11 protein-coding genes and 2 tRNA genes are annotated in these 12,439 nt (G+C 44.9%); all 13 read right to left on the bottom strand.

Annotation, left to right across the window (positions count from 1 at the left end; all coding sequences use genetic code 11):
- Nucleotides 1-6: 6 nt before the first annotated feature.
- The 13 genes from KCV26_06685 to KCV26_06625 all read right to left on the bottom strand — a co-directional run bounded on the left by KCV26_06685 (nucleotide 7) and on the right by KCV26_06625 (nucleotide 12,292).
- The gene (locus KCV26_06685; protein ID WZX38051.1) at nucleotides 7-912 is read right to left on the bottom strand and encodes a toprim domain-containing protein; all 906 of its coding nucleotides are present in this window, start codon (nucleotides 910-912) and stop codon (nucleotides 7-9) included.
- A 294-nt stretch (nucleotides 913-1,206) separates the two neighbouring features.
- Nucleotides 1,207-2,418: a virulence protein gene (locus tag KCV26_06680; protein WZX38050.1), complete on the bottom strand. Its 1,212-nt coding sequence runs from the start codon at nucleotides 2,416-2,418 to the stop codon at nucleotides 1,207-1,209.
- A complete protein-coding gene (locus KCV26_06675; GenBank protein WZX38049.1) occupies nucleotides 2,415-2,711 on the bottom strand; it encodes a helix-turn-helix domain-containing protein in 297 nt (98 codons plus the stop codon). The genes KCV26_06680 and KCV26_06675 overlap by 4 nt, the downstream gene beginning before the upstream one ends.
- Before the next feature lie 125 nt (nucleotides 2,712-2,836).
- Nucleotides 2,837-3,676 carry a hypothetical protein gene (locus KCV26_06670; protein WZX38048.1) on the bottom strand — a complete coding sequence of 280 codons (840 nt, stop codon included), beginning with the start codon at nucleotides 3,674-3,676 and terminating at the stop codon, nucleotides 2,837-2,839.
- A gap of 188 nt (nucleotides 3,677-3,864) precedes the next feature.
- Nucleotides 3,865-3,948: transfer RNA gene (locus KCV26_06665), tRNA-Leu, on the bottom strand.
- Nucleotides 3,949-3,956: 8 nt separating this feature from the next.
- Nucleotides 3,957-4,029, bottom strand: a tRNA-Gly gene (locus KCV26_06660).
- 325 nt (nucleotides 4,030-4,354) lie between these two features.
- Nucleotides 4,355-4,807 carry a Rieske 2Fe-2S domain-containing protein gene (locus KCV26_06655; protein ID WZX38047.1) on the bottom strand — a complete coding sequence of 151 codons (453 nt, stop codon included), beginning with the start codon at nucleotides 4,805-4,807 and terminating at the stop codon, nucleotides 4,355-4,357.
- Nucleotides 4,808-4,831: 24 nt separating this feature from the next.
- Nucleotides 4,832-5,797, bottom strand: coding sequence for an aldo/keto reductase (locus tag KCV26_06650; GenBank protein ID WZX38046.1), 966 nt, complete (start codon nucleotides 5,795-5,797; stop codon nucleotides 4,832-4,834).
- A 17-nt stretch (nucleotides 5,798-5,814) separates the two neighbouring features.
- Complete coding sequence (gene mutL / locus KCV26_06645; GenBank protein ID WZX38045.1) at nucleotides 5,815-7,626, bottom strand: DNA mismatch repair endonuclease MutL; 1,812 nt, start codon at nucleotides 7,624-7,626, stop codon at nucleotides 5,815-5,817.
- 16 nt (nucleotides 7,627-7,642) lie between these two features.
- Nucleotides 7,643-7,981 (bottom strand): hypothetical protein, encoded by a 339-nt coding sequence (locus tag KCV26_06640; protein WZX38044.1) that lies wholly within the window; start codon nucleotides 7,979-7,981, stop codon nucleotides 7,643-7,645.
- A 59-nt stretch (nucleotides 7,982-8,040) separates the two neighbouring features.
- Entirely contained in the window at nucleotides 8,041-9,663 is a 1,623-nt protein-coding gene (locus KCV26_06635) for a hypothetical protein (GenBank protein ID WZX38043.1), read from the bottom strand.
- Between the two features lie 60 nt (nucleotides 9,664-9,723).
- Nucleotides 9,724-11,094, bottom strand: coding sequence for a peptidylprolyl isomerase (locus KCV26_06630; protein ID WZX38042.1), 1,371 nt, complete (start codon nucleotides 11,092-11,094; stop codon nucleotides 9,724-9,726).
- A 184-nt stretch (nucleotides 11,095-11,278) separates the two neighbouring features.
- The gene (locus KCV26_06625) at nucleotides 11,279-12,292 is read right to left on the bottom strand and encodes an amidohydrolase family protein (GenBank protein WZX38041.1); all 1,014 of its coding nucleotides are present in this window, start codon (nucleotides 12,290-12,292) and stop codon (nucleotides 11,279-11,281) included.
- Between the last annotated feature and the right edge of the window lie 147 nt (nucleotides 12,293-12,439).

Genomic DNA, 12,439 nt, shown 5'->3' with positions numbered 1-12,439 from the left:
CTGTAATTAGAATTTCATTCGTCTTGATTTTGCGATATTTTTAACCGGTTTTTGTCGGATCATCCGCTGCAAAAAGTCGTTTAAATCGTTATCGTTTGCATAGAGGTTGGAACAGTCGGTTACCGGAAACCCCATTTTTTTAAGTTTCTGCATTGCCGATTTTCCCCCTTCATCGTTATCGAGGTAAGCGTAAATTTGGGCGTGTTTTGAAAGAAACGGAAGAGCTTTTTCAAGGTTACTTGTGGAGTTCAACACCACTGCCGATTCCGGTAAAAGACTTTTTTCTTTCATCGGATACAAAGTCAGGTAGCTTAAAAAGTCGGTAAAACCTTCGAACAGATTACAGGTAGTTGAGTTGTGGTCAAAGGTGGTTATCGTTTTGGGGGGATAACATCCTTGGAAGTCGGGATTCCGAAGTTCAAACCCGCCTTTGTCGTTTTTAAATCCCAATGCAGAATACTCTCTGCCGTTTACATCGTAATAAACGGCTGTTAGGTATTCTGCCGTTAAGTGGGCGGGGATGCCTCGTTCACGGATATATCTTTCGAGGTGGGGCGGAAGGGATTGCTCCACGCGAAGCAATTTCATCCGTCCGGCCGATTCCGCCGGGGAAGAAAAAGCGGGCTTGACGATTACAGGAAAGTCGGCTTTTTCTTCCAAGTGTCTTACGGCTTGAATAAAGGAGCATTGTTTCATTTTCATTATCAAGTCGATAATGCTTCCGCCTTCTTCGCTTCCGAAGTCGCGCCAAAGGTTGTCTTTGTAATCGACTTTGAAGCTGGGTTTTCGATCGTTGCGGAACGGACTTTTGTACAGCGCATAAGTGGCATATTCTCTCGCGGGGTAGATGCCGTTTTCGGCTAAATACCGTTTAATGGAGTTTTGTTTGAGGTTTTCTATTGAGGTTTTCATTGTTGGTTGCTGTTTTAGAAGTTTATAAATTTTGGTGGTTTGTTTTTTTCTCTTACTACATACTACATCTGTTTAATTCATTGACAGTGAAAGAAAAAAGTATCGTTATTTTCTATTTTCATCCTACGACAGTTTTTGATTTGTCCTACTACATCGTGCGCCCGTGTAGTAATGTCGTAAGTGGGTCGTAACTTGTCCGAAAAAGATGTTACGACAGTACAACTCTTTTTCTTTCACTGTATTATTCTTTATTTTTTTAGGTTGTAGTAAGGTAGTAAGGCAAAATACTGAAAGTTAAAACGGCACGGGGATTACCTGTTTCAGCAAGTAACCCCAAACGGGTCTGCCGTTTACGCGTCTCGATTCCCTTTTGAACGAACTTTTACGCAGGGCTTCGCCCATCTGTTTTACGACAAGGCGGGTCGTACAAAAGGGTTGCAGGTAGTTGACAATATCGGTGGTGGTGTGAAAACAATCTTCGGTGTCACTCTCATCCGGTTCTTCATATCCCTTTATCAGCATTTCGTATTCCACCGTCTGCATCTGAAACTCGTTGTTGAAGTAGTTGAGTTCTTCCGTCTCATTCTTGTCGAACCAATACCGGAATCCCGATTTGTACAGCCGAAAAGCCTGGCCGTACACTTCATCCATATCGATGTCCTTCATCCTGTCGATATCGATGTGTAACGCTTCAAAAGGAAGAAAACGGCGGCTTCCGGTAGGATCGGTCAGAAAATCGTTCCCGTTTACCGATGCCATAAAGCTCGCCCGATGCGGATATTCTTCGATGTAGATATCATACGGACGGCGGTACTTGACAAAATTTACCGTGATGAGATTTTTCAGTTCGTTCTCGTCGCGCTTGTTCAATGCCCGGAGCTGGTCGTCGATGTTGATGAGCAGGTATTCTGCCATCAGGGTTTGGACGTCCTTGTTCTGCGGATCGATTTTACCGGTGAAAAGATAATTCTGAAGACTCTCGGGACAAAGCATATCCAGAAAAGTGGTTTTATACTCTCCCTGCCTGCCGGTCAGCACCAAACAAGTATGGTTTTTACATCCTGTATCGTCCATTGCATTGGCCACAACTGCCACCAGCCATTTCAGCAGGTATCCGTTCCAATTGTTGGTGTTTTTAACCGTTACGCATTTCGCCAGCTCCGTAATGGGTAACGTGTCGTCGTTGGATGAGTAAGCGGGCAGGTTTTGGAAGTATTCTTTTATGGGATTTACTTTCGGTGCAAAATTGCTCTCCAGGATGTTACGGATGTTGTCGGGCGAGGTATAGATGCCGCCTTTACTGTCCAATATGCGCCGGATGGAGTTGATGTCGAACTTGGTGAGTACGGAAAAGGGCTTCTCGGAGCCCTTCCCCTTATACTCTGTCCGGGATTTGACGGTATTGAAACGAAAATCGAACTCGCTGCGAAGAAAGGTTTCGATGCGCTCGTTTTTGGATTGCTTGTTGGATTGAAGATCCTTGTATTGAGCATTATCCCTTTTCATCGTCTCTTGCTATTCTTCAAAATATACGCGTTGGCTTCCATTTCGATTTGCTCCCGGGTTTTTACCGGATTTTGCCTGAGCCAGTTCTCCAGTTCTTCCCGTTCAAAATAGACCATCTTCCCGCTTGGTTTGTAATGCGGAATGGCACACGCCGATGTGAGTTTGTAGAGATAGCTTTTCGAAAAGTTGAGAAACGCGCACGCTTCTTCGAAACTGAGAATCTTCTTTGCCTGATACAGGCTGTTTTCTAATTGTTGGACGCGTTGTTCCAAAATTGATGTTGAATTTTCCATTTGTTTTTATTTTTAATAATGAATACAAATGGGTCTGCATACCCTTGTTTTTGTAATTACAAGGGCAAAAGTAGAGGATGAAAAGCAGGGGTGTAATTGACAATGGTTGAGTTATCAACCTATTCTCAATGATTTTTCAGTTCTTTGAGGTACTTGTCGATGATTTCCGAACCTTTCGGCGAGGAATCTTTTAATTCGGTTTTGGCGGAAGATAAATCTGTCTGGGTAAGTGGATTGTTTTTTCCGGAGGAAAGAAACAGGCGGTTTTTATCGATAACTGCTTGCCAATTGCGGTTTATCAGGCTGCGGTCGTCCAAAGCGGAGAAGAAATATACCAACAATCGGTTGTTGCGTGATTTTAGTGGCCGGGCAAGTGTGCAGGATAAAATATTTTCAAATGTTTCGGTTGTAATGCTTTCGGTAAATATACGGGCTTCGTTCACGCATTGAGTCAATAATTTTATTTGAGGAAGTGTAAACCCGGCTTCAAAAGTGGATTTCGTTTCCAATGCGGACAAAACTTGTGCAGGTTGTTCTTGGGGCAATTGCGATTGCAGGTAGGCGATGTATTTGGTTAAATAAATGGATGAAAGGATACCGGAGAAGTATGGAATTTGTTCATCGTAAATGGTGTTGTCGTTTTTCAACTGTTCAAAACTCAACGATAATTGTTCGGAATTCCCATACTTTTTTCTTTCATCGGGAGAAAGCGATTCGATAAACGTGCTTTCCCATAACACGTTTTTCAAATCGGAGAAATTGGTGATGATATGCAGGATAGGATGTTTTTCGTGAAGTTCGATAAGTTCAAGGGATGAATTGTAAATTTCTTCCTCGATGTGGGTATGCAAGGTTTCTTTATTCCAATACTCCGATTTTAGACCAAAAAGATTGATGGCTTTTTTTAACCGATACGAGGTGTATTGGTTTACGATTTGCTGAAGGCGGAGAAAAGTTGATTCCATAAATTATTCCGGAAAAGCATTATCGGCAAAAATAACGATAAAATGGAAAATATCAGGAATTTATTCTTTAAATTATTATCTGACCGTTAAAGATGCTTAAAGTTTTTGTTATTTTGATTTGGGCGCCCCTTTGGCGCCCCTAAGAAATACAAAGGGCTGCAAATCAACAGATTTACAGCCCTTTGGAGTACTCGGAGCGGGACTTGAACCCGCACAACCGTAATGGTCACAAGATTTTAAGTCTTGCGTGTCTACCATTCCACCATCCGAGCAGACCTTGAGCGGAAAACGAGACTCGAACTCGCGACCCTAACCTTGGCAAGGTTATGCTCTACCAACTGAGCTATTTCCGCAATTATTTATTCTCTGTTAAAAAAACTCCGGCAACTCTTCACCGGCTCCTTGCCAAGGTTAGGGGTATCTTTTCCTTCCGGGGCAAGGTTATGCTCTACCAACTGAGCTATTTCCGCAATTATTTATTCTCTGTTAAAAAAACTCCGGCAACTCTTCACCGGCTCCTTGCCAAGGTTAGGGGTATCTTTTCCTTCCGGGGCAAGGTTATGCTCTACAAACTGAGCTATTTCCGCAATGAATTGTCAATTTTTAAAAGCGACTGCAAATGTAGAAATGTTTCTTGATTAATACAAGAGAATCCGCCAAAAATTTGCACCCACAGGATCAATTTGTGATCACAAAAACTCCTTCACGCCCGAAATCCTTTCTCACCGTGTAACGTTGTAACGGTTCGGCGGACGGCCCCGACTCAACCGAACCTAACCCGTACATTGTAACAAACACACTGCCGCATTTGGGACAGACGGCCTTGCCGTTGTCGGCAGGCTGCACCTTGACCTCACGGTTATCTTCATGGGGACAACTAAGATCGTAGGCGAAGATCGATCCTTCAGCTGTTCTGAAAACCAGTAACCCTCCATACCCGGTTTGTTCTCCAACGGTTCTTCCCTGAACAAATGTCTTGTGGCCAAAAAACGTCAAATCGGAATCCAACCCGTTGACATCGATCCGGAAAAACACCCGGGAATAGGGAACCGTAAACCGGGATGCTTCATCTACACAGGAAACAACCGAAAGCAGAAGGGTGATAAAAAGAACAGGTGCAGATCTTCTCATTTCAATTCAGGAACAACGTTTAAGTTATAACGTTGCTCCGCCTAAAATATTGTCGATCAATGCTAATTCTTCCGATATGAAACGAAGATTGTTCAACGATCCCAGATTGTCCTGCAACTGTTTTACGTTCCGCGTTCCTACGATCACCGAGGTCACACGCTCGTCGCGCAACGTCCAGGCAACCGCCATTTCAGCCATAGTCTGTCCGCGGTCACGAGCGATCTCGTTCAATTTTCTCACTTTGGCGACTAACTCTTCCGTAACCTGCTCCTTTCTCAGAAACCCTGTAGGGTCGGCAGCACGGCTTTGATCGGGAATACCGTTCAGGTATTTATCGGTTAGAACTCCTTGAGCCAATGGAGAAAAGGCGATAAATCCGGAACCGAACTCACTGGTAACTGGCAGGATCTCTTCCTCGGGCTGCCGGTTGAACATGCTGTATTTACCTTGATAAATCAGGCTCGGGACATGCTGAGCGTTCAAATAGATCATGGCTTCACGGGCTTTGTCAGCCGGATAGTTCGACAAGCCCACGTATAAGGCTTTCCCCTGTTTCACTATGTCGATCAGCGCCTGCATGGTCTCCTCTATGGGCGTAGTTGAATCGTACCGGTGGGAATAGAAGATATCAAAATATTCCAATCCCGTACGTTTTAAACTCTGGTTCAGGCTCGCCATCAGGTATTTCCTGGAGGATCCGTTACCGTAGGGGCCGTTCCACATCAGATATCCGGCTTTGGACGAAATGATCATTTCATCGCGGTGCGAGGCCAGGTTTTCTTTCAGTATCTTTCCAAAATTGGATTCGGCCGAACCCGGAGGTGGACCGTAATTGTTGGCAATATCAAAATGGGTCACTCCCTGATCAAAGGCGTGGACAATCATGTTTCGCGCTTCTTCAAAATCGTCGGTATAACCGAAGTTGTGCCACAATCCGAGCGAAATCCGGGGCAACTGCAAGCCGCTCGTTCCACAAAATGCGTATTCCATAAGTCAAAGAATTTAAATTATTTCAGTTTATTTTCCATCTCGTCATCAGAAATGACGGTTATTATTGATTTTCCGTCGGGTGTGTGATTGGGTGACTGGCAGGCGAACAGCTGATCGACCATCCGCAGCATTTCTTCTTCCGTAAGTGATTTTCCTGCGGGAATAGCCGTGAAATTTGCCATCGACAACGCCAGTTTTTCATGCATCTGCTCCTGGATGTTGCTGCCGGTCTCCATGTTTTTATCGATCATGGAACGCACCAATGCCACAGCATCAACGTTTTGTAATTCCGACGGAATACCTTGAATGGCAAAAGAATTATTTCCCAAGTCACTCATTTCAAAGCCCAGTGCCTCCATATCTTCCTGAATTTCTGAAAGAGAAGAAGCTTCGGAAGAGGTCAGTTCGATTCTTTCGGGAAACAGCACCCGCTGAGAAATACCCTTTCTGTTGGTTATCTGGGAAAGGTACTTTTCAAAAAGAATACGAACATGTGAGCGATGCTGGTCAATAATCATCAACCCCGATTTTACCGACGTAAGGATATATTTCTCCTTGTACTGGTAATGTTTGGGTGAAACTAACGATTCGTTGGACTGAAAAAGGGTTGCGTCCGCATCGGGTGAACCGGACATTGGCTTTCCTTCATTTTCAAATCCCCGGTACATCTGTTCCCAGTCGAGCCTGGGTTTCGAAATCCGGGTACTCTCTCCGTATGAAGGTTGAAAAGGGTTGTAATCAGGATTGATATTCACTTTTGGCATCGAAGTAGACTTCGACGGGTCAAAAATAGGAATGTCGGGTGCATCTGCCGTATCAAAATCTATGCTGGGGATAGCATTGAATTTTCCGAGTGATTCCTTTACCGTTACCATCAGGATTTGCCATAAGGCACGCTCGTTCTCAAATTTCACTTCGGTTTTCGTGGGATGGATATTCACATCTATCGTATCCGGCTCCACTTCGAAATAAATGAAATAATTGGGATTCTCGGTAGCCGAAATCAACGGTTCGTATGCGGTCATGACCGCTTTGTGAAAAAAAGGATGACGGATGTAGCGGTTATTGACGAAGAAAAACTGGTTAGCTCTCCCCTTTCTGGCGAACTGCGGCGTTGAAACATATCCGTGAATTTTAGCCAGGGTGGTTTCTTCGTTTATTTCTATAAGCTGCTGATTGATGCCCTTTCCCTGCATCTGCACGATGCGTTGGCGCAGGTTTGCCGGAGGGAGGTGCATCGTCTGCACATCGTTCTCGATAACCGTAAACTCAATGTCCGGGTTCACAAGGGCAATACGTTCAATTTCCGTGAAGATATTCCGTCGTTCGGTCTCGTTCGATTTCAGGAACTTGCGACGGGCCGGCACATTAAAGAATATGTTTTTTACAGAGATTGTAGTTCCCACAGCGCAAAAGATGGTTTCCTGGCTTTCTACCTTCGATCCGGCAATCTTCAACCATGTCCCCATTTCATCCTCCGCACGCCGGGTTTTAAGTTCTACGTGCGCGATAGCCGCTACGGATGCGAGTGCTTCACCACGAAAACCCCGGGTGTACAAGGCAAAGAGATCTTCGGAGGTTTTAATCTTTGATGTGGCGTGACGTTCAAATGCCATCCGTGCATCGGTCATACTCATACCTTTGCCATCATCAATGACCTGAACGAGTGTTCTCCCGGCATCTTTAATAATGATGTGGATATGTTTGGCGTTGGCATCGAGCGAGTTTTCCATCAGTTCTTTCACTACAGATGCAGGCCGTTGAATAACCTCACCGGCTGCGATCTGATTGGCTATGGAGTCCGGTAACAGATGAATTATATCCGTCATGTTTTTGTTGTAGCGTTTAGCGCAGGAACACAAAATAGAAGATTACAAGCAACGCAATAATCAGCAAGACGACAGTAAGGTTGCTGGTAAAAAAAGGCTTGCTTCCCTCTTTTTCTTTTTCTTTTCTGCGTTTCAAATACTTAGTCTGGGAGAGGAACGCTTCACCAAAGTCAGTGTTGACAGCCTCCCGCGGTGTTTCGACTGTTTTACCCTCTTCTCGGGCTACCTCTTCCCGGATCCTCCGGATTCTTTTTTCCATCTGTTCTTTTCGTTCCTCCTTGTCCGGATCGTAAAGTATGGGTGTGTAATTAAATTTTCGAGGTTTTTTATTGTTGTAAAAAAAGAACATTCCCATAGCTGTCAATTTTATCGTTACACAAAATTAAAAAAAGAATACTAAAAAACAAAAGTCATCTATTCAACAGCATCGTCCCGTGAGAATCTTCTCGGGGCCTGCACTTCGCTATCGGGGCCCTGACGTTCGTTGCGCCGGAAGATATCCATTTTGTGGAGCGGCCTCAGGTAGTCGAGCCACATAAACCCTTTTAATTTCGATTCCTCCTGTTTCAGTTGGCTCAACGGGGTAGTTACAGCCTTAGTGGATGACCATAGTTTTAGTTTCTGCAACTCATCGTCCAGGAAGTCCATGGACAGGTAGGCGCTTTCGGTTTTGTTCAATCCTATAACGGTGTGCGCACTATCTTCTTCCACCAGGTAATAAAGCGATTCGGCATTCCCCTCCACCAAAACGTGCCTGAGTTCCCCTTCTGCAAAAAAGGCTTTCAAATCCCTTCCGCTTATCTGGTTATATTGTCCCGTCATTTCTCTGTCCTGGATGGCAAGGGCATAATCCCTCACGTGTGCTTTATCAATAGTACTGTCGTTCAGATAAATATCGATACGGTTGCCGAGAATCTGATTGCTTTTATTCCAAATGACCGGATTGCCGAGGAGGTACAACGCGGAATCTTTTTGAACGTAGTTCATGGAATCACAAACCCCCTGAATATCTTCCCTATAAAACCGGACGTTGTAATACGCCTTGATCTCCTTGTAAATGGAGTCGGTAAACATTTTCAGCGTGTCTCCATGAAGAAAAAGGCTGTCGCTCTGTGAATAATCAACAGCATAAGCCGAGTCGGTTGCCATTCCATACTCGGTTTTCTCGTTATACGTTCCGTAGTTTCCACGCAAGATGGCTTTCTGCTCAAAATCCTCGAGGTACATATTACCGAAGACCTCCCCCAGACCGGTTTGCCGGTTATAGAAAATGGTGTCTCCCACAAGCATCTTTGTGCTGTCACTGCTGTAAATTTCTGATCGGTCAAACAACCGTGCGTCGTCAGTCCCGGTGTTGTACCACCCGTGTGATGTTTTGATAAACCCGCTGTCTGAGACAATGGTTGAAGGACCCAGGATATCAGCGACCTTGCTCTCCGTGTTGTATTTCAGTGTATCGGCGAATATAGTATAGTCCTCATTGACCAGTTTTACGCTGTCGCTGAACAGGGCGTCCTTGCTTACCGGATCATACTGTCCCCAAAAGGAGGTAAGCTCATTCTTTTCGTCCACCAGCATTCCCCCGTCAAAGTAATACCCCAGGTTTGCCTCACGGTCGTAGTTCAGGCTATCTGTAAAGAGCGTAACCTGACGGTCTTCCATACGGATATTGTCCCGAAGGCGTGCCAGGCGGGTATTCCCGTCGTAATGCAGGTAATCACCGTACACGAAAATGGTATCGCCCTGTTCCATCCGGACATTGCTGAAAGCTTCGAACGTGTTCGTTTTTTCGAACAGGTAGGCGCTGTCGCAATACATAAAAGCACCTTCGTGATACAAGACCACGTTATCCTTCAAGATTTGAGCTTCGGAACTTTCCCGTTTATAAAGCAAATCGGCTTGCTTCAGTTCGACAATCTTCACGTTTGGGTTGGTTGGTGGCGGTTGTTGCGGACGGGCGGGTAACATAAGCACAAAAAGCACACCCGCGAAGAGTATGCTTTTGATGGTAATATTGGGGCACGTTTGCTTTTTCATCCGAAAAACGTTGTTCGATTGTTGCGTTGAATATTTCACCGCCACGACGAATTAAGCCTATTACTTCAGCCAGCCTTTATACTTAAAATCACACCCTTTCCAGTTGGGATCAATTCTAACGTAGATGGTTTCTATTTTCTTCTGCAACCAGTCGTCCATCAGTTCCTGGCGACGGTCATTTTCAGCCATTTGCTTAATGATTTGGTAGTCGTTGTTGATGTTGGCTTTGTGCCCGTCGTTCCGGTTGGTGACTTTCACCACGGCTGCTACTTGCTTGCCCTTATCGGTAACCATAACAAAGGGTTTAGACATTTCCCCTACTTTCATTTCCCCTACCACCTTGGCAATGTCCTGATTAAGCTCACTCAACTGGAAACGGGGAGTTCCCGTGTTTTGTGAATTGGACCGGTTGTTGACCATAATTCCCTTGTTGTTCCGAGTATCTTTATCCGCCGAAAAGAAAGTAGCAGCTTCGTCAAACGTGATTTTTTTATTGACAATTCCGTTTCGGATGGAGTCGAGCCGGACAAGAGCAGTGTCCAATTGTTCCTGTGGAATTTTCGGCTTCAGCAAAATGTGGCGGAATTTACCCATATCCCCTCTTCGTTCGATAAGTTGTATGATGTGATATCCATATTCCGTTTCAACTATATTCGAAACTTTTGTCGGATCGTTGAGAGCAAATGCTACATTCGAAAACTCGGGAACAAGTTGCGCCCTTGTCTGGAAATCCATTTCCCCTCCCTTGAGTGCCGTCCCCGGGTCTTCGGAGTGCAACAAGGCCAGTGTGGAAAAAGAGCTTTTTCCCGAGTTGATCTGCTCGGTATATTCACGCAGCCTGTTCTTCACTGCGTCTATCTCTTTCAAAGGCACTTCGGGTTCAACGGTGATTATCTGTACTTCCATGGTGGTAGGGATAAACGGCAAGCTGTCCTGCGGAATCGTGTTGTAAAACTTCCGGATTTCAGAAGGGGTCAGCGATACATTCTCAAAGTGTTTTTGCTGCACACCCTGTATCAGCTGTTGCTCGCGTAACTGGGTCCGAAGGTCTTCGCGGATTTTCCTCAGGCTCTTACCAAAATACTCTTGGAGCTTTTCTGCCGATCCCGTTGATGAAATGTACTCGTTCATGTAATATTCCAGCATACGGTTCACGTTGGCCTCATTCACCTCGATACTGTCGAGCTTTGCCTGGTCGAGAAACAACTTGTTTATAGCCATCTGCTCAGGGATGAAACAATATGGATCGCCCTCGATACGCTGGTTCTGCATCTGAATGTCCTTCCGGTATTCCTCCACCTCGGATTTAAGTATGGCTTCATCGCCCACCACCCAAACGATCTCATCGACAATGTTATTTTGAGAAGCAGCACTATTCGCCATCAACGTAAAAACGACAAGCGATAATAGTATTTTTGCAGAAAATTTCATTTTTTACAGGTTTTTTGAAAAGTTGAATGTAAAAGTAATTATAATAAAATTATCGGGCAACAAATCAATTATTAAAAGATACAAAATCATCTGTCGACGGCTGTCTCAGGAAATCTGCAAGGCAAAGTAACACCCTCCGTGCGGGATTACTTACTCACGGGCCGGCCGACAGCTGTTATCCGGCTTATTTCTCAAAAGCACTGAAATACCGGTTCACATTTTCATAATATACCTTATCGATTACGGTTTTGGGCAAGTGAAGCCCTCGGATATCGCCACTAATGTTCTCTATAACCTGTATGGAATCCGTTGCCAGGTAAGCCCAATCTGATTCCCATCTCCGGAGCATTTCCGACGAAACAGTATCGAAACGGTCACCGCCTTCGCTAATCGTTATATCAATGCCGTATAAAATCCGATCCTGGTACCGGATAAAAAAATCGCGTACTTTTTCATAGTCGGCAACCGATTGACGCTGAACGTGCCCCATTCGTGCCGATAAATCGATGCTCATCGACGGATAGCGATCAAGCCTTTCGGCAACTTCATCCAGGTTCCACTCCAAGCTGGCGATATGAGACGCCACAAAAGTGAGGCCCGGAAACTTCTTCAGTACATTATCGCGGGCGTTGATCTGATCTTCATATGAGGGAGCTTCGGGGTGTAACAACATATGATACTCAGGGTGATTCTTGAAATAACGGTAATCGCCGGAATCGGTCATCTGTTCTAGCGGGAGCCAGCAGTTGCGCGGTTCGCCGAGGTGAGCCATCAAAGGAATCTTCTTGTCTGTCAGGTATTGAAATATGGGGTCAAAGATCGGATCATCCGCCATGACATACCTGCCGTTGCTGTCTTTCAGGCTCATCCCGATGTTCTTCCATATTTTAACTCCGGAAGCGTCCTGCTCAATGGCACGGTCAATCTGTCCGATCACGCTCCGGACAAAACCGGAAGTACCAAAACTATCTACGGTGAATGTCCCCAGAAAAGCAAAGTTTCCAGGATAATTTTGCCGGTGTACGGCTGCAATACTTAGCTGTTTTTCGACAGGTGTTCCGGCATCAACGTTTGGAGAAAGTATGCTGAAGTTTTGCAGTGTGGCAAATTCCAGGTACCGTCCATCGTCCGTATTGATGTGGAGATGTGCATCTACCTTTTTCACGGATTTAAAATCACTACTTTTGTAATACTCCATTTTTTTTTGACAGGAAACGGACAAAGCCAAACAAGAAAAAACGAACAACAATACTTTCATTTAAATGGGGAGTGTTTGTCTAACGGGTTGAATAGTTGTCCAAAATTAGTATTTATTGCTAAATAGAGCAAGGCTTTATCCAGAAAA

Origin of the sequence: Petrimonas sulfuriphila (assembly GCA_038561985.1) — a bacterium.
GTDB classification, from domain to species: Bacteria; Bacteroidota; Bacteroidia; order Bacteroidales; family Dysgonomonadaceae; genus Petrimonas; species Petrimonas sulfuriphila.
The sequence above is the reverse complement of the archived record's forward strand: the minus strand, read 5'-3'. Positions and strand labels throughout refer to the sequence as shown.